Source organism: Pedobacter sp. KBW06 (assembly GCF_003852525.1).
Taxonomy (GTDB): domain Bacteria; phylum Bacteroidota; class Bacteroidia; order Sphingobacteriales; family Sphingobacteriaceae; genus Pedobacter.
In genome coordinates, this window is the sequence record NZ_QAJL01000003.1 from 603,660 (window position 1) to 621,191 (window position 17,532).

Annotated in this window: 15 protein-coding genes; 4 read left to right on the top strand and 11 right to left on the bottom strand. The window is 42.3% G+C overall.

Annotated elements, in window-relative coordinates:
- Nucleotides 1-26: 26 nt before the first annotated feature.
- Genes DBR43_RS17370 through DBR43_RS32980 form a run of 5 tightly spaced genes read right to left on the bottom strand, consistent with a single transcriptional unit; the run spans nucleotide 27 to nucleotide 5,535 of the window.
- Nucleotides 27-2,414, bottom strand: a complete 2,388-nt coding sequence (locus DBR43_RS17370) for an outer membrane beta-barrel family protein (protein WP_124583040.1) — start codon at nucleotides 2,412-2,414, stop codon at nucleotides 27-29.
- A 7-nt stretch (nucleotides 2,415-2,421) separates the two neighbouring features.
- Entirely contained in the window at nucleotides 2,422-3,609 is a 1,188-nt protein-coding gene (locus tag DBR43_RS17375) for a lanthionine synthetase LanC family protein (protein WP_124583042.1), read from the bottom strand.
- A complete protein-coding gene (locus DBR43_RS17380; protein WP_124583044.1) occupies nucleotides 3,606-4,658 on the bottom strand; it encodes a hypothetical protein in 1,053 nt (350 codons plus the stop codon). Before DBR43_RS17380 ends, DBR43_RS17375 begins: the two co-directional genes overlap by 4 nt.
- Entirely contained in the window at nucleotides 4,655-5,356 is a 702-nt protein-coding gene (locus tag DBR43_RS17385; protein WP_124583046.1) for a response regulator transcription factor, read from the bottom strand. The genes DBR43_RS17380 and DBR43_RS17385 overlap by 4 nt, the downstream gene beginning before the upstream one ends.
- An 11-nt stretch (nucleotides 5,357-5,367) precedes the next feature.
- A complete protein-coding gene (locus DBR43_RS32980; protein WP_158622531.1) occupies nucleotides 5,368-5,535 on the bottom strand; it encodes a hypothetical protein in 168 nt (55 codons plus the stop codon).
- Nucleotides 5,536-5,890: 355 nt separating this feature from the next.
- Here DBR43_RS32980 and DBR43_RS17390 point away from each other — a divergent pair, with 355 nt between their 5' ends.
- Entirely contained in the window at nucleotides 5,891-6,898 is a 1,008-nt protein-coding gene (locus DBR43_RS17390; protein ID WP_158622532.1) for a sensor histidine kinase, read from the top strand.
- 115 nt (nucleotides 6,899-7,013) lie between these two features.
- Complete coding sequence (locus tag DBR43_RS17395) at nucleotides 7,014-7,742, top strand: LytR/AlgR family response regulator transcription factor (RefSeq protein WP_124583050.1); 729 nt, start codon at nucleotides 7,014-7,016, stop codon at nucleotides 7,740-7,742.
- 13 nt (nucleotides 7,743-7,755) lie between these two features.
- Here DBR43_RS17395 and DBR43_RS17400 read toward each other — a convergent pair whose 3' ends face one another.
- The 5 genes from DBR43_RS17400 to DBR43_RS17420 all read right to left on the bottom strand — a co-directional run bounded on the left by DBR43_RS17400 (nucleotide 7,756) and on the right by DBR43_RS17420 (nucleotide 14,121).
- Nucleotides 7,756-7,992, bottom strand: coding sequence for a hypothetical protein (locus DBR43_RS17400; RefSeq protein ID WP_124583052.1), 237 nt, complete (start codon nucleotides 7,990-7,992; stop codon nucleotides 7,756-7,758).
- A gap of 241 nt (nucleotides 7,993-8,233) precedes the next feature.
- Nucleotides 8,234-9,295 (bottom strand): hypothetical protein, encoded by a 1,062-nt coding sequence (locus DBR43_RS17405; protein ID WP_124583054.1) that lies wholly within the window; start codon nucleotides 9,293-9,295, stop codon nucleotides 8,234-8,236.
- Between the two features lie 35 nt (nucleotides 9,296-9,330).
- Nucleotides 9,331-12,789 carry a beta-propeller fold lactonase family protein gene (locus DBR43_RS17410; protein ID WP_124583056.1) on the bottom strand — a complete coding sequence of 1,153 codons (3,459 nt, stop codon included), beginning with the start codon at nucleotides 12,787-12,789 and terminating at the stop codon, nucleotides 9,331-9,333.
- Between the two features lie 683 nt (nucleotides 12,790-13,472).
- A complete protein-coding gene (locus DBR43_RS17415; RefSeq protein ID WP_124583058.1) occupies nucleotides 13,473-13,670 on the bottom strand; it encodes a hypothetical protein in 198 nt (65 codons plus the stop codon).
- Between the two features lie 64 nt (nucleotides 13,671-13,734).
- Complete coding sequence (locus tag DBR43_RS17420; RefSeq protein ID WP_124583060.1) at nucleotides 13,735-14,121, bottom strand: hypothetical protein; 387 nt, start codon at nucleotides 14,119-14,121, stop codon at nucleotides 13,735-13,737.
- 162 nt (nucleotides 14,122-14,283) lie between these two features.
- On the opposite strand from DBR43_RS17420, the gene DBR43_RS17425 reads away from it, so the two are divergent.
- Together DBR43_RS17425 and DBR43_RS17430 are read left to right on the top strand one after the other, a co-directional pair.
- On the top strand, nucleotides 14,284-15,474 hold the full coding sequence (locus DBR43_RS17425) for an ankyrin repeat domain-containing protein (protein ID WP_124583062.1): 1,191 nt from the start codon (nucleotides 14,284-14,286) through the stop codon (nucleotides 15,472-15,474).
- 3 nt (nucleotides 15,475-15,477) lie between these two features.
- On the top strand, nucleotides 15,478-16,836 hold the full coding sequence (locus DBR43_RS17430) for an ankyrin repeat domain-containing protein (protein WP_124583064.1): 1,359 nt from the start codon (nucleotides 15,478-15,480) through the stop codon (nucleotides 16,834-16,836).
- A gap of 52 nt (nucleotides 16,837-16,888) precedes the next feature.
- Here DBR43_RS17430 and DBR43_RS17435 read toward each other — a convergent pair whose 3' ends face one another.
- Nucleotides 16,889-17,515 (bottom strand): gluconate 2-dehydrogenase subunit 3 family protein, encoded by a 627-nt coding sequence (locus DBR43_RS17435; protein WP_124583066.1) that lies wholly within the window; start codon nucleotides 17,513-17,515, stop codon nucleotides 16,889-16,891.
- Nucleotides 17,516-17,532 lie beyond the last annotated feature (17 nt).

Consider the following 17,532-nt stretch of genomic DNA (forward strand, 5'->3'; position numbering starts at 1 on the left):
TTTAAGATGTTATCCCTTAAGCATATTTAATTTTTGATACGGCTTTGCTCTTCTGCAGAAGATTTCCTCTTTGTAGCCGCTCCTTTTACTGTATTTTTTCCAAACTTATAATTGAAGCTCAGGTTAACCCGGGTCCCCTCCCACCGGTATCTGGAGTCCAGATTCAGACTTCCAAGGTTTGCCACAACATTAGACCGGTTGCTGTTAAAAACATCAAAAACACTCAATTTAAGCGACGACCTTTTGTCATTAAGGGTTTTAGCCACTCCGATATTGAAATACAGGTTCGGCTTAACACGGTAAATACCGTAGGCATTGTTATAAAAATAGATCATATCCATTTCTGCGGTATAATTTCCAGGGATACTGAAAGTAGAGGTACTGTTCAGCTGTAAGGCTGAACCTCTGGACCTGATCTGGCCGAGGGTATAGTCGGTGTAATACAGGTTAGCTGCATTATTAATTTCCCAGAACTTGGCTACCGTTACCGGTATATTGGCGCTGATAAAATATCCATAAAATTTATCGAAGTTCTGATACATCTCTTTAACCAGTTTGGTATCCGCCTCCTGTATTGCTACTTTTTCAAACTCATCATTCGTTTGCTGATAGCCTACAGAAATATTATACTGACGGAAAAAAGTATAGTTCAATTCAAAAGAATTGGTAAAACTGGGCCTTAGATAGGGATTTCCCTGATTTGCAGTGTATTGATCTACATAATAGATGAATGGGTTTAAATCCTTATACCCCGGCCTTCCAATCCTGCGACTATAGGAAGCACCCACCTGATGGTTCTTGTTAAAGCTATAAGTACCGTAAAGGCTTGGAAACAATTTAAAGTAGTCCAGCCTAAAGGCAGAATCCAGGGTTTTTGAATTTCCGTCGGATATGGTTTTCTCTCCCCTAAGACCAAATTGCAGCGACAATTTATCATTCAGCCTGGCGTTGAAATTAAGGTATCCGGCATAAATATTTTCATCATATCGGAATACATTACTCCTTTTCACATCATCTACCCTGTTTCCATCAATCAGCTGGTCAAATTTGGTCAGGTTATTTGTGCTCACCCGGCTATATTTAAGGCCGGCCTCCAGACCAAGCTTTTTGAACAAGGCTTTCTCATAATCCAGTTTTACAGAGGCGATATTAATCCCGATACGATTGTTATTAAAAGTTTTATCGTCCGGTGTTGCCGAGTTGATATTCTGGGAGATGTAATTGATATTTCCGTTATTATTGTACCTGGAAAGGTCTGCATCGAGTGAAATGCTCTCCTCTTCTTTAAGCTGGGATTTATAGTTAAAGCTATAGGTCTGACTATTCCATTTGCTCAGGCTCGAACTGAACAGGTTCAGTTGATTGCTATTCTGATTTTGGTTCAGAAAGGTAAGGCTGGTATTAGACAGGTCATTTTCCGCCTGGTTGGCGATGAAGCCCAGGCCAAACGTATTTTTCTTATCGAGGAAAAAATCGAAAGACAATTTCCCCAGTCCCGAGTTGAGGGTTTTCAAACTGGAGCTGCTCTGGGCGAAAGTGGTGTTTTCGAGTACCCGGTTTAATTCCCCGGAAGTAGGACTTTTGTCGTGGTTAAAACCAAGTGTTCCGGAAATTGCAAATTTGGATTCTCTGACATTAAGTACGGTATTTCCATTATATTTTCCATTCTTACCATAACCACCACCGGCAGTTACCGCACCATTGACGCCCATCTTTTTATCTTTTTTAGATACAATATTGATGATCCCACCCACGCCTTCGGCATCGTATTTTGCGGAAGGATTGCTGATGATTTCCATTTTTTCGATCTGATCACCCTGCATACTTTTAAGGTATTGCGCAACCTGATCGCCGGATAAATAAGTCCGTTTATTGTCGACCATCACCAACACATTCTTTCCCCTTAACTTAATCGCGTCAGATTGATCTACGTTCACGCCAGGAGCCCTCCTCAGCAGGTCGAGCGCAGAACTGCTGGCGGCCATCGGGCTTTGAGAAACATTGAACACCAACCGGTCTATTTTCTGTTCTATAAGTGGCTTTTTACTTTTAATCGTGACTTCAGCAAGTGTCCTGGTATCAGCAACCAGCACGAGTTCCGGAATCTGCAGCTCTTTGACCTCTGCACCAAGATCAAATGCTTTGATCCCTGCTGCGTATCCCATAGAGGAAGCGGATATTTTATAGGTTCCGGCTTTTAGCTTTGCACGAAAATGATAAATACCCTGCTCATCAGAAATAGCAAAATTGATGGCCTTTCCGGTGGAGTCGATCAACGACAAGGTAGAATAAATAACGGGCTGCTTTTGCATGTCCCTCAGGCTGCCCTTAATATGAACCTCCGGGCGTTCCTGTGCCTGCGTTAGCCGGGTAAACGCGATGCAGGCGATGAATAATAGGAATAATGTTTTCATAGTTTGATTATTTTAAAATGAAAATGGATGACCACCGGTCAATTTCTGTTTGATAACCGTTCAGTACCAGTGCAACGCCAACGAATCCTTCGATAACTGACAACACTTCTGAGGAAGGCAGCAATTCCGGCGGCTCACGGAGGTAATTGCTTTCCATCATTTCCCAGGTCCGGCCGATCCATAACTCATAAGCTTCGAGGTAGATCGGGTTCCCGGAAATGTTATACAGGCTTTTATAAAGCTGGGCAATGCCCGAGGTACCGTGACAGAAAAAAGGATTGTCAACCACCTCGCAATGAACAGCAGTTTCGGAAAATGAAAACAAACCGATTTCTTCTGCTTTATTATGGTAGGACTGATCTCCCGACAGTCTGCCCAAGTCATAGAGAAACAGACAAACTGCAAGGTCTCCATAGCACCAGGCTACCGGAATGTTATTGAAAATGGCTAATCCTTCATTATTGATGATCGAAGGAAAGAGCGAACGGATCCTTTCGTCATCTCCTGTTTTATAGGAAAGCTTGCAAATCAAATAATCCGCCATAAGCTTTGCTTTTGGAATGAGCCAGGAAAAATCAGGATCCCGGTCGATCAGGTTCAGTAAAATTAGTCCAAGCGACAGATTGCCATGGGCAAGCCCCAGGTTTATAAATTCTTCTTCGCCTTCTTTTTTATGATAAAAAGCATTTTTGATCCTTAAGCCCTGCTCATCAACGATTTCTCTTTTAAAGATCTCCTTTAGCAACCGTTGAAGCAGATCTTTAATAAAAGGGTTCAAATTGCGCTGAGAAAAGTAATGCAGATGGCCAATGGTTCCATAAAGGAAATCGGTATTGTCTTTGGTTAATTCCAGAAATGCCTTTTCTGCAATCAGCAGGTCCAGATCGTAAAACTCCTGATCTACATCTAAATCGATAAAACCTTCTTTAACCAGATAGTTAACAAGCAAGGGCAATCCCACATACCCGTTAGCCAGGGAAAAATCAGTAAAAACCGTTTCTGCAGCGTTCATTTCCCCGAACAACTCCGCCAATAATGCTTCTGCATGGTCCGTAAAGATTTCTCCTTTTATCCTGCCTGCTTCAAAAAAATAAAGAATGGAACCCAGCTTCCCCGAATACAGGGAGTTACCTGCCTGATCATTGTGGGCAAGGATCTGTTCGTCAAACCATTCCAAAGTCGCGTTATCTATCATGATCCTGAAGATTTATGGAGTAAAAATGCGTAACAGGTTAAAAGGTCAATTTTTGCTTTGATATCAAACTGCCCTTCCGAACTAATGGCATTGTAAAGGTTAACTTCTAATTTAGATTGCCAGGCTTTAGAGGCCTCCAGAAACTTCGCATCGCCGGTAAAATCATATAAGGCGTTATAGCCATAAAGCAGGCCGAGTGCGCCATGCTGAAAATCATAGCTATCGATATCATCTTTCAACAGAGAAGGTAAAATCAAGGTATGTAAGCCAACGAGCAAACCGGTACGGTACAAGGTTTTATTATTTTTAAAAATGGAATAGGCGAGAATAATATTGGATTTCTGAAGATCTCCCTCTTTCCAGTTCAGAAGATCCGTAAGTGTGGCATTTTCGGAATGCCTCCCAAAGAAAAGATATTTATATTCTTCAATATTCACATCTTCCCAGAAGGAAAACAGGGCATCGAAGCAAAGGTCAATGACTTGAATCAGGTTTTCTTCCCTTTGCTGGTCATAATGTTCATTGTTGAAATACAAGCCGAACAGGGTGTCAGCGATATGGGACAACTGGTTTTGTGGAGCACGATGAACCTGATATGCTTTCCCTTCAAGGTAAGTCCTGATTCCACTGACAAAATTCAACTTCAGCTCTTCCACCTGCTCAGTTCCGCAGGATTTCAGGTAAAACATCAGTCCTGTTGCACCATTATTAAAATCGTAACGATTGGCTGAAATCAGCCGGGTACTTCTGCTGAAAATGAAATCATTCACTTCCGGGATAATATATTCGGATTGAAAAACTCTTTTTTCTATGAGCGGATCCAGAACAAAGAGAATATTTAATGCATGAACAAACTGTTCGATAAAGGATGATTTTTCGTAAAACCGGCCGGAATTTAACAGTGTTCTATCCTCCATATCAAAAGGCGTCTCCTGGATCAGGGCCAGCAGAAAGCGGATCAGACAACGTTCTTCTGAACTGTCAGACCGGCTCCATTGTTTATCAATTTCGAGCCTTAAAATGTCGGATAAATATGCGGTCTTAATCATGCGATGTTAGTGAGTGTGGTCCTGTACCAAACGGCTATGGACAACAGTTGATTTTTGCCCTTTAAACTCAGCTTCCCGATAATACTGGCCTTATGGTTATTGACTGTTGCCGGGCTGATAAACAAGGCCTCAGCAATACTTCTTGTAGATAGTGTATTGGAAATGGCCAGAAAAATTTCCATCTCTCTTTTTGTCAGCTCTTTGATCTTGCTGAAGCTGCAGCCTAATGCAGGAAGATCATAGGAGCTGATCTGGCTCTGCAGCAATAACCGTTTCACATGACTCGACTTATACCTCCTGGAGTTATAGACCTCCATGATGCAATAATACAAATCGCTCATGCTTTCATGATTGGACAACAGCCCCTTCACTACGCCATCCTGACTTTCCTCAAAGTACCGGAGGACCTCTATTTTATTGCTCAGCAGAATTACCTTCACATCCGTTTTAAGTTTTTTGAGTGCATCTATCGTTTGAAAAACAGTGCTGTCCAACAAGTTGGCGCTGATGATCAGGATAGAAGAATCGCACCTGCCAAGAAAATCAAGGGTTTCTTTCTCAGAACACGCAACTCCTATATTTTCAAAGTTGCGGTGCTGCAGGTAGTCAAAAAGTGCTTCACAAAGGATATTATTGTCGGACGCAATACAGATAGCATCTACAATTTTGGCTGTCGAAAAAGGGATGATCCTGGTCATAATCTTTTAGTTTAGGGTTTTGGTACACTAATCGTATAGGTAATGGTAAGGGTGTTGGTTGTATCTGAAGGATTCTGTGGATCACCACCACCGTTGATGGCTTTCATTTCCTGAATGTTTAAATACTCGATGGTTCTTTTTTTGAACTTAATCTCTTTGGTTTCTTGTTTTGGTTTCATAATCTGATAGTTTGGTTGAACAAATGTGTAGAGAAAGGAGAAGGATCAGAAAAGTATTACACCAACTCAGTCAGGAAAATGCCCAACGTAGTAAATTCATGTACGAACGAATTTTCAGGATTCTGCCGGAACCGGGCTAAGGACAATTGGATTTAGGCCTTTTTCCCTAGCTGAATACCCATACAAGACGATTCTCTCAGGTTTCGGCAGGTATAGAGTCCAGGAGTAAAATTGGATCAACGACAACGAAATCCGGACGAAATGAGGAGGAATGAATACCATTTCTGATCAAAACTTTGTACCTTCCTTTATGACTCCTTTCCATTTCCTTCGATCAAAAATCTTTTATAAGCATTTGGCTTTTTGGATAATTTATTGGTTATATGAAATCTCGCTGGTTTTCATCCTGGAACCCAAGCGTCTTTTCTGGACAGAGACCATTCTCATGGCTTTCCTTAACGTCTCAGTTTTCTATTTCTGCACCTATTGGGCACTGCCACAACATAAACCTAAAATCCCGATCGTCGCATTCCTGATTAAGATATTGGTCCTCATGGTCTGCTATATTTTAATCAAAACCTTGATGTCCTACCTGCTCATCTATTTCGGGCTGTCGGGCAATAAAACACTAACCACCAACCTTACCTTTTATATTGTAGGATCAATCTGGCGTTTAAGCTATTTCATCTTCCTTGGAACGGCTTTTTGGTTCGCAAGAATGTCCATCCTCTCGGAAAAACGGTTAAGGATAAAAGAGAATGAGGAGCAGTCGCTAAAAAACAGCATTCTGAATATGAAGTTATCTTTTCTGAAAGCCCAGATTAACCCGCACTTTCTATTCAATACGCTCAGTTTTCTTTACTCTAAATCTCTTGACCTCTCCAATGAGTTGGCAAAAGGAATAATTACCTTATCTGAAATCATGAGGTACTCTCTTAAAGATGTCGATTACGATGGAAAGTCTCTTTTAAGTGAAGAAACCAAGCACATTAAAAACCTGATTCTCATGAACAATTTCAGGTTTCAAAATCAGTTCAATTTTAATTTCAGGGAGTCCGGAGTCAAAGCAGATCATAAGATTGTACCCCTGATCCTGATTACACTGATAGAAAATGCAATGAAATTCGGTGAGATTACAGACCCGGAAAATCCAGTAGATATTAGCCTCGAAGTAGAAAACAATCAATTGTCTTTTTCGCTTACGAACAAAAAAAAACCGGCGGATTCCCTGATCAACGATGGTCATGGCATCGGCATCAAATACATCCTTTATAAACTGGAAAATTACTACCCGGATAAATTTAGCCTGGACATCAAAAATGAAGAAAAAAGGTACACTTTATCCCTGAAAATCGCACTGTAATTAACTATTAATTTGTCGTTTAATATATTTTTTTTCAATAGACAAACAATAAATTCATTTGTGCTCATTTAAATTCAATTTTATATATATTTAGGTATCAATAATTTAATACATTATGCTCAGATGTCTCATAGTTGATGATGAACCACATGCGATTGAAGTAATTAAAAATTACAGTAAAAAAACTCCTTATTTAGAAATTGTAGCTTCCTTTAATAGCGCGCTCGAAGCATTGCCATATATAGAAAAAGAAGATATTGATCTGATCTTTCTGGATATCAATATGCCCACCTTCACGGGGCTTGACTTTGTCAAATCTTTTGGAAACAAGACCAATATTATTTTAACAACCGCCTATTCCAACTATGCGGTGACAGCTTTTGATAATGATGTGATCGATTATCTGCTCAAACCCTTCCCTTTTGAAAGGTTCCTTGTGGCCACCCAGAAGGCGCTGAACAGACTGTACAAACCAGTTGCAGAAAAAGCTCCGGTAGAAATTAAAGAAACAGAACACCAGATTTTTGTTAAAACTGATAAAGGCAAAATCATTAAGATTGAGTATAATGACATCATCTATATTGAGGGACTGAAAAATTACATTTCCTTTTACCTGACCAATAAAAGAAGGGTGATTTCCTTATTAAATATGAAAACGCTGGAAGACAGGCTCCCAGCACAAAATTTCGTCAGGATACATAAATCCTATCTCATTTCTATCAATAAGATCATCTCCATGGATGGCGGACGGCTTTACCTTGAAGGTGCCGAAGAACCGATCCCCATTGGCAATACATTCAAGGCTTTGTTTATCGAAAGACTAAAAGGAAAATTCCTGAGCTAATTGAATTAAATCACTACATGATTAAATCAGCATCTTTTGGCGCTGATTTAAGTTCCTGGTTAACCTGAGATTTCATAAACGCGATCTGTTCGTTCAACAATGCGTTGTTGTGATGTAGAAGTTTATTGGTAACCTCTTGATTTTTAATAATTGTATCTACTTTCCAATACCACAACACCACTTCCCTTAATGCCAGAAACAGTAAAAAACAAACGACAATTGCAATGATTATACCTACGAAATCTCCCATGATTAGTTTATTAAAATTATTTGTTCAACAATCAAAAGTATACTGCGCCGGACTGCTTTCCTTACGGGAAACCGTAAACTTTAAGATGTTTTTGATGGCCTGATCGAAAATCTGAATAACCGGGCATTACAAGGAGAAATTTTATACAGAAGCAAAATTGAGGGCAGGAATTCCTGCAGAAACTGAAAAAAGTCTGAAATATTATAATTTCAGACCTTTTTCAGTTGGTAAAAATCACTTTTTATTTATGGGTCAGCCTGAAAGGAACAGACCCGATCAGCATAATCGTCCTGGTAGCCTTAGACGAAACAGCAAAGGCATCTCCATTGGCCAAAAACTCCTGAGGTGTTCCATGATGATGTGCCTCAATCAGATGTCCGGGAGCAACCTCCCTTGCGTGTTCAATAAACTCATTACTGGAACCCCATTCTCCGACAAAAGGAATGATATTCGCCCCGTCAGGAACTTCCGTTGGCCCTTTATAATAGGTCCAGCTCAATGAAGTCTCATAACCCGGAGGATAATTAACCAGAAAAGTTTGTCCGTAATTGGGTTTTGCCACCTGGGTTTTAGGAAAATAGATCGTATTATCCTGATCAGGTCCGGGTACAGAAAACTGAATGTAACCATCGGTAGGAATATTCACACACTGCAAGCCTACGATCATTTGTCCGCCATCTGGCGCTCCGATTACCGAGGCTACTCCCTGCAATGTGGGTTGTGAAGCATCGACTTCTACGGTATTTTTCCAGCCTACATTGGGATGAGAAACAATGAATTTTGCCATATCAGAAACACTGCCAATACTGGCAAGATCCGGTGGCGTCAACTGATCCGCACCATTCTCAGCCCAGGCAACAAGACAATAGTGTATGCCTTGTCGGGGAGGCGTCCATCCAAAAGGAGTAATTGTTCCTGCAATTCCATCATTATCCGTATCGGCTGGCGCATCAAATGTTTGCCAGTTCTGCTGATTACCGGCAACAACAATACCTGCCGTCTTCCAGTTCTGAGGCCAAAGCACAATAGAAGTATCTACATAATACAGATAAAGCGTGGTTTTCAACGGGCCGGATTGCGGGTTTAGTCCACGCAAATACACCCAGTTATTGGTTAGTGGCGTCTGTGAATTCGCCTGTGGCAAACCCTGTTTATAATGGTTCACATCCGATACCACCCTGGGATCAGGCAATGGCACCGGCCCGGTACAAATGATGTCCGGAGAATTGGTCCAGTTTGAGGAGTTTGAACCACTAATTGATTCGCCAACATAATCTCTGATAAAAAATCCATTGTAACTCATGCGCTAATTTGTTTAAATTGATAAATATTGAATGATTATTTGATTTGATTGATCATCGCCATATTGCCGCTGAAAAAACCGGCAATGAACAAGCTGGAACCGTCCTGCTGCATGGCAATACCTATTGGATACTGTACATCCTGTTCCCAGGAAAGGGTCTGGATCACACGTAATGTTTTCGTACTCAAGACCCTCAGCCCTGCGATATTTGCATCAGTAATGAAAATCCGCTGACCATCCTGAGCAATCACTGCCTGTTGAAAATTGATCAATGTGGCATACGTAGCCGGGAACCGGTGTTCTTCAGATGTCAGGTCTTTGATGTTAAGGACGACAATAGAAGATTTCATATTTTCCTGCAGCAACACATAAAGCGTATTGTTGTCGGGAGATACCACCATTGTCCGGGCCAGGAGATCCAGGCTGACCGGGTTGGAATTTAAACTGTACAGCCCGTTACTGCTGAGCTGAAGGACCTGTATTTTCTTGTCTGAGCCTGTTCCAACGAAGACATAATTACCATCAGGCGTATACTGCAGGAGGAGGTGATTTGAGGCGGAAGAAGTAAACAAAGTCAAGTCGGTTTTCAGGTTAAAAGTGCCTTTGGCTTCATCGCAGGTATAGGCAAGAAAACAGTGTTTCCCGGTCGCATCCCTGGTAATCACATACAGGTTTAAACAATTTGCAGACATCCCCAGTTCTACCGGAAAACGAGCCACTCCTCCTGGCCCCGCAGGTATCGGAATCGTGGATTTTAGCGTAAAGCGTCCTGTTTCCATAATGCTGATTTCCGCTGCATCCTGCTGTATCACATACATATTATCAGAAGTCCCGGATGGAGAAAAGACACACTTAATGATATCCTGTGTTTCCAGTCGTGTGGAAACAGTTCCAGAATCGGTTTCATAGATAAAAATCCCTTTTGTATAGTTCGGTTTAGTCGTGATGAACAATACATTATGCCAGCTGACTGCAATCTTTCCATCCGCAGAAAGTGCCACATCTGTTGGCTGTTTCCCAACGTTTACAGGGGCATTTATCAATTGATAATTGATCAGATTAAGGATTGTCACACTGTGATCAGCATTTGAAACATAGGCTGCAGTGCCATCGTAGGCCATAGTCAGGGAGAGAGGTTTTGTTCCCGCAGGAATTCCGGTTTCCATGATTTTACAATTTCCAGCTCCTGCATAACAGCTAATCAATGTGGCCGTATTGGCGCTATTGCTGACCACAAAAGCATAGGCTCTGTCGGGGCTTACAGCAATCCTGACCGGTTCCCCACTGATTTCAATCTGTTGCCCAGTCCCATCGGCTGTTGCATTCAGTGCAATCAGCACATTACTGTCCTGACAAACCACCAACAGCGTTTGCCCATGAGGATCTCCCACAGCAATATCTACCGGATGAGCAGGTAAGCCTGCAATACTTCTGTTGTATTTAAATTCCTCGTCGATGCCACTATATCCCATAACGGCAATACTATTATCGCCCGTCATGGCCACATATACGTTCAATCCGCAGGGGTCAATTCCTATTCCGGAAGGATTTTGCGTAAGCACGATATCTTGCTTAGTGCCAAACACATCCACACCTTTATTTTCAATGACAATCAGCTTCCCAGAACTAACCAGATTGGTCGTCACGAAAATGTATTTGTCATCATTTGAAATGGCAATCCGTACCGGCGTTCCTTCAATAGCGATCGTTTGAAGTACAGAGAAACTATAAATCCCGGTGCTGTCTTTCCATTCAATTTTAACAACGGTAACAGAACCTCCGCTGTTTAACACAAACAGGTACTGTCCGTCATAAGAAAAAACCTGATCTACCGGGCCAGTCCCGGTCGGAATTGCAGCCGCATACTCGCTGAAATCAAGTGGGTTCCGCATACTCAGGACATTCGCAGTCTTGTTGAGTACCGCAATAAAAGCCGCCGAAGGAGAAGCGACTGCTGCCAGGGAATTAAAGCCACAATCCTTAGCTTGGGTTTCCATCTTAAATGAACGAATCAATACACTACGGGAAAGCGTATGTGGATTGACACTGTCCTGGGGAATCAATGACCACATTCCAGGCGAGCTGAGGCTGACTGATCTGGTGCCTTTAGCAGGTACAATTTCGCTGTCCTTGCTGTCATCATTTACCAGTAGTACCGTGTCATTCGTTGCTACATCCCAGAAAAACCTGGAGTCATGAGGATAATCATGGTAATACACGTCCGCCGGAGTTACGCCAAAAGCATTGATCACTGGTAATACATCAGCAGTAGCCCTGGAAATGGCCTGATTGGCACTGCTCCCGGAACCTGTTGCCACAAGGGTGATCACTTCCGACTTTTCCAGCGTAGCCGTATAACTACTCAGCTGCGTTACGTCCTCATAAAATGGCATGAGCATCAATGAGCTATAATCCTTAGCCGTCCAGGAGACCTGAACGGATGCAGTTCCATCAACGATGACCGACGGATCTGGCAGAAGCTCCAAAGCATCAATCGATACATGAGGAATTTTGCTTAAAGCAATGCTGTATGCCCCATCATTATATCCTGGTACATTTTGGTATTGAATGTGCATTAAAGTTGCACCAGGTTCAAATGGGGTGATGATGCCGTTCACATCAAAGGAAACCACTTCATCGGTACCTAATATGGGTTTCTGGTTAACTGGTTGTAGGATCCAGGAAGGGTTTTGCGCATCTTGATCAGGCTTAACGGCCCAGACAGATGCATTTTCCTGCTGCTCTACCTTAATGGAATCAAGTGCAGACTGAGGAGTGGTTAAAGCGCCACAGCCCGGTGCTGCCGGCGCATATACAAAACTAATTGTAAAGCTGGTGTTTGCCGCAGCAATTACAGGAACCGGATTTGCGCCGGGTTTAAACGCAAAACTAATGCTGTTCTTTACCTGAGGATACCCCTCTATCGTATTTACAATTAAAGCTGGAGAGGTCAGCACGCAGTCTATCACCTCATGCAGGTCCTTTTTATTATCCGGCACATTCAGTAAGGATACTTTAAAAAAGGTTTCACTGGGAATGTTCAGGTAACTGATGGGGCTGACATGGAAATATTTGACCCAGAGGTTCACAGTATCACCAGATGGCGGATTCGGCAATATCAGTTTGCTGATGCTGATTTCAATAGATGGAGACGAGATATTAATAGTGATCGGCTGCGTATCAGGTGCCATCCCAATAATGCTGTTGTTAAAGTTTTTAAACTGCCAGCCCGGGGCCTGACAAACAATCTGATTAAAATCATTAAAAGGAATCTGTAAAGGACTTAAATCAAGATAAATAAGAGAAGCATTCGTATGGGAAACATCGCCCGGATCAACCAGTGTTCCCGGACTAAAAACAGTTTGGCTAACATTGGTATCTATCGTAAAGGTCAGTTTGTTTACCAATGGGTCTTTGGTAATATAAATCGTATTGTCCTGATCCTGACTGTTTATGGCAAAGGACAATCCCTGAGGCGTTTGTGACGTATTCATCTGCTTGAGTTTTAGAATTGCTTTTTAAAAGCGCCTGATGCGCAACTGTTCATTGTGCTCAGCATGAGATAAACACCTCGGTAACGCCGGGAAGTATACGTACTGTTTGAATTCCAGCGATGAGCTGAATTGGCGAATTTTCGGGTATCCATGAGAGCGGTTAATTTGAAAATCTTTGTATGTTTTTGTTCAGTTGCCAACCATCGGTTGGCTATTGATCATTTCACAGCACAGAAAAGGCCGTTTTATGAGGGGATAAAGCTTATATATTTCTCAGGTTTTCAGGCCATGAAAAACAGGTTTACCTTTCAGAAACCATTTGTCCGGCCGGGATGAAGCAAGACATTGATCAAATATAAATAATGAATCAGGAAGTTGCACACGTAATTATACCCGTTTTTAGGAAGCAGTAGAAGCGCCTGCTCAATTGCCTTTTTTGCAGATTCCGACCACTGCCTGTCAGCCGGAAAAAATAATCTGCATAGGCATTGGCTTCATGATATAGCGGATTGGGCTGATCTGACGCGTCGCTCCAGCCAAAAGTCGATTTAATTCGTCGAAATTACCGGGAAACCGTGTTAAAAAGAAGCGTTCATTTTTATCAATGAACGCTTCTTTAAGCTTTCCGGATCCAGGCTGGTCTGTGCCAGACTACTGCAGGAAATGAACACCACTTTCTACCCTTATTGTTTCTGGAAGAACGCTTCTGCCTCCTTTGATTCTTCCTTTGTCTCTGGTAATTCTACGGAAATTTCAATGTGGTTTTCTTTTCTGCTACTGGCAGGTATAGGAACTCCGCCGCCCAGGCCAATCCCGGTTACAGCGAGCCCAATCAATAGCACAAGGTACAACAGCCTCCATGCTTTTTTGAAGTATTTCATGTTTAATGGGTAAAATGAAGACGATAAACTTTTCAATGCCGGATTAAGGCATCAGGGATAACATTTATCCCATAAAAGAAAAGCCTTCTTCATCCTGGCTCTGAGGAATCGTTTTAGGCCGGTAGAAAGAACCTGCAGCTGCAATAAGAAAAGCCTTTTGCTTCAGCTGAGTAAACCTGATCAGCATCATTTTATGATGAAAGAACAAGACATTTACCAGATTTTTATCGGCCCAGGGAAAATGTAGTTTTTTGGCTACAGCCGCATTATCATAATAATTAATTCCGGCAGTACTAAGCGGCCTGAAGCGGGCCAGAACCTCGGTTTGCGTTTTTTGGGCCGGAACCACAGAAAAACCCACATTCCCGCTGAGCATAAAAAAGCTCAACAGCAAAGTTACTGTCAGCAAAAAGCCCGACGATACTTTCTTTCTATGGGTTAATGTTTCCATTTTCATTCCTTTTCAAAGTTAACACTTTTATGATCAGCTTCCTATAAATACCCGATTCATTTTCGGCAGCACTCCCCGAACTGATGCGCATCAACAGCCGCAAATATTCCGCTGATACGGCCTGATTTTTGATACCCTATAAAAAATTACGTATTTATAGATATGCCAGATACTACCGCTTTATTACAAGCATTCAGACAAAACAACTTCCAGGAAGCGAAACTGCTGCTGGAAAACGATAAAAACCTGACTTCTGACCTCAATGAATATTATCATACACAGATCCTGGACCAGATCATCAGCCATAAAGCCTTTGACCTGATTCCTGTACTCATCTCCCAAAAATTAATCGGAACAGATGTGTATGAGTACGATTCCTTCAGGAAATCCATTTTCGCCAGCATCATTCCCAACCTTAAAGAGGACGAGGAATCCATTCAGTTTCTGGACGACCTGCTCGGACAAATGGAAAACCTCAAAGATGAAGTTGCCGACCAGACTTTACTAGGTTATGCTTTCGAAGAAGGTGCAGAACTATGGCTGATCAAAAAATTCGTTGATGCCGGTCTCGACCTTAACTATAAGAACAATTACGATACGACTTTCCTGCATGCAGTAATTAAAAACGGAAGAATCAAACCGGAAAAATCATTGGCGTATGTCCGCTTCCTTATTGAAGAAGGCCTGGATGTAAATGCAAAAGATATTGTCGACAAAACGCCGCTGATAGAGGCCATAGAATTTAATAAACCGGAATACCTCGACTTACTGCTGCAAAATGGTGCAGATCCCAATCACCAGGACAAATCAGGAGAGTCTGCCTTCTTTTGGGCAATAGTGCATAAGGCGGACCTGAACTGGTACCTTAAACTCCGGGAATATGATCGTCCTGAATTTGACCAGCTCAATAAAGAAGGGGTAACGATGTTCTTCGAATTCATGAGAAGAATTTACCGCTCTGACCGGAATGCTGTTGCTTTCCTGATCAAACTGCTGGAAGACGGAGCGGATCTTTTAGAGCGTTCCACCTGGTATGGTCAGGGGAAAACTCCACTGGAAGTCGCTGCAGAAAAACAATTTGAAATCCTGGAAGCCATCCTGAATATGGACCTGGTAGACATCAATGCACAGGATGAAGATGGAAATACCCTTTTGCATTATGTGTGTGCATTCAATGTCAATTACGATAAAGAAGCAGCAAAAGACACTTATAAGAAGGTGAAACTCCTGATTGAAAAGGGCGCTGATACCAACCTGACCAACCGCAAAGACGAAACAGCAATGGCCCTTGCTTCAAACGACAACCTCAAATCCAAAACAGTAGAAATACTGCTTGCCAACCAAAAATCCTAAAGAATGTCCATGTCATTTATCATTGCCTGCGAGGCGGGCAAAAGAAAGATTGCAGAAATACTGCTTAAAAACAATGAAGTCGATGTCGCTTATACCGACGAGAAAGGAAGAACAGCCTTACATTATGCGGCCTATCAGGGTTACCTGGACATTGCAAAAGCATTGGTTGAAGCCGGAACTGATATCAATTATGAGGATCATAACGGAGAAACACCACTTTTCTTTGCCTGTGTACAGAAACAAAAACAGACCGCCATTTATTTGATAGAACAGGGCGCGAGAGTCGACATCAACGACCTTCAGGGCAATAGCCTCCTTCACCTGACCGCAAAAACCGCTCAGATTGAAGTACTCGATCAACTGATACAAAAAGGACTGGGTGTTGAGCTCCAGAATAACGAAGCAGAAACACCTTTACTCCTCGCTTCGGGCCTTAGAAATAAGGAAATTGTACAAAGATTATTGGATCTGGGCGCTGATCCCAACACCACAGATAAAGCCGGAAATACCCCACTGATTTATGCGGTAAATTCAAAAAACACGGCAATCGTGGAGTTGTTGCTGGACCATTCTGCAGAAATCAACCATGCCAATCACGGAGGAGAAACGCCATTGCTATTGGCCTGCTATCAGGGCAATAACATGCTGATCAAGCTCCTGGTACAGCGTGGCGCAGACCTAAAGGTTTCTACCAAAAACGGGCTTTCTCCGATCTGGTATGCCTGCAGCAATAACCAGAAAGAAATTGTCAGCTTATTTTTGCAGAATGGACTGGATGTTAATTTCAGCAAGCCATTATCCGGCGCAGATGAATCCATGAACACTTACCTTGACTGGATAGAAAGTGCCACCAATATCTCCTTAGACAGCAGTTTCACTTTAGACAACAGCTACAGTTACGGTGGGGAAACCTTACTCCATGTCGCCGTAAAGAAAGGTCACCTCAGTCTCGTTAAGCTGCTGATAGAAAATGGCGCTGCTATTAATATCGCCGATGAGAGTGGAAATACGGCATTACATTATGCGGCTGCCAATGGTAAAAAAGACATCGTTAAACTCCTGCTGGAAAATCATGCTGACCCTTCAATAGTAAATGTGAAAGAGCAGAAAGCGATAGATTACTCCAATATCAAAGGTTATAATGAAATTACAGAAGCACTGTTAAAGTATAGCCCTAAAGATGTAGCCGCCGCGCCGGTTCCTGAAGTACAGGCCACAACAGCAGCAGTAAACGGAGCTGCTCCGGAAAACCAGATGGCCTTAAAGAAACAGGCACTTCTGGACCTTAAAGAATTACTGGATGCAGGTATTCTCAGTCAGGAAGAATTTGATACAGAAAAACAAAAGATACTTAAAGGATAAAAAAAAGAGGTACCGGATTCTCCGGTACCTCTTTTTCATAATATTATCTTTTTTAAACGCCTTCCATTCCGTACTGCTTCAGTACATCTGCAGGCACTCCTTCCCATTTATTGGGAACATTACCTACATAACCGATGTCTTTCACTCCGATTTCGCTGGTAAAGAAGCCTGAAGCTGTAAGGTTTCTCATCAGGTTAAAGAAAGCAACCCCTTGTTCCATTCCTGGCTTGGCCTTTTTAGGATAAGCGATCTGGTCGATCATCTCTATCTTCTGCTCATATGAAGTGTCTTTGAAAGACTTTTCATAACGGTTCAGGCATTGCAGGTCCAGCCACCTCAGTCCACCTCTCATCGGGGTTTGGTGTTCCGGCATGTCTTTCACAATAAACTCTATAAATTCCGGCACTTTCGCATCCGTAGCACTTCCGGATTTATCGTCTTTAGGGATGATGATATCCGCAAGAAGGGCAATACTGGCCATTTCATGTGCCGTAAAGAACTTTTCTGCCTTTAATTTTTTATCTCTTTCAATCTCCCATTCTTCTCTTCCTGCTTCCGGGGTGCCTCCTTCCGGAGTTTCTGCTACTTTTTTATCCTCGCCGGGCTTGCAGGCGTCCAGCAATACCGCAGTACTGATGGTGGTAATTCCGAGGACTTTCAGTGATTCACGTCTGTTCATAATTTCTTTTTTTTAAA

Coding starts and splice junctions, on each gene's coding strand:
- DBR43_RS17370 (WP_124583040.1), bottom strand. CDS start 2,414: ATGAAAACATTATTCCTATTATTCATCGCCTGCATCGCGTTTACCCGG.
- DBR43_RS17375 (WP_124583042.1), bottom strand. CDS start 3,609: ATGATAGATAACGCGACTTTGGAATGGTTTGACGAACAGATCCTTGCC.
- DBR43_RS17380 (WP_124583044.1), bottom strand. CDS start 4,658: ATGATTAAGACCGCATATTTATCCGACATTTTAAGGCTCGAAATTGAT.
- DBR43_RS17385 (WP_124583046.1), bottom strand. CDS start 5,356: ATGACCAGGATCATCCCTTTTTCGACAGCCAAAATTGTAGATGCTATC.
- DBR43_RS32980 (WP_158622531.1), bottom strand. CDS start 5,535: ATGAAACCAAAACAAGAAACCAAAGAGATTAAGTTCAAAAAAAGAACC.
- DBR43_RS17395 (WP_124583050.1), top strand. CDS start 7,014: ATGCTCAGATGTCTCATAGTTGATGATGAACCACATGCGATTGAAGTA.
- DBR43_RS17400 (WP_124583052.1), bottom strand. CDS start 7,992: ATGGGAGATTTCGTAGGTATAATCATTGCAATTGTCGTTTGTTTTTTA.
- DBR43_RS17405 (WP_124583054.1), bottom strand. CDS start 9,295: ATGAGTTACAATGGATTTTTTATCAGAGATTATGTTGGCGAATCAATT.
- DBR43_RS17410 (WP_124583056.1), bottom strand. CDS start 12,789: ATGAATACGTCACAAACGCCTCAGGGATTGTCCTTTGCCATAAACAGT.
- DBR43_RS17415 (WP_124583058.1), bottom strand. CDS start 13,670: ATGAAATACTTCAAAAAAGCATGGAGGCTGTTGTACCTTGTGCTATTG.
- DBR43_RS17420 (WP_124583060.1), bottom strand. CDS start 14,121: ATGGAAACATTAACCCATAGAAAGAAAGTATCGTCGGGCTTTTTGCTG.
- DBR43_RS17425 (WP_124583062.1), top strand. CDS start 14,284: ATGCCAGATACTACCGCTTTATTACAAGCATTCAGACAAAACAACTTC.
- DBR43_RS17430 (WP_124583064.1), top strand. CDS start 15,478: ATGTCCATGTCATTTATCATTGCCTGCGAGGCGGGCAAAAGAAAGATT.
- DBR43_RS17435 (WP_124583066.1), bottom strand. CDS start 17,515: ATGAACAGACGTGAATCACTGAAAGTCCTCGGAATTACCACCATCAGT.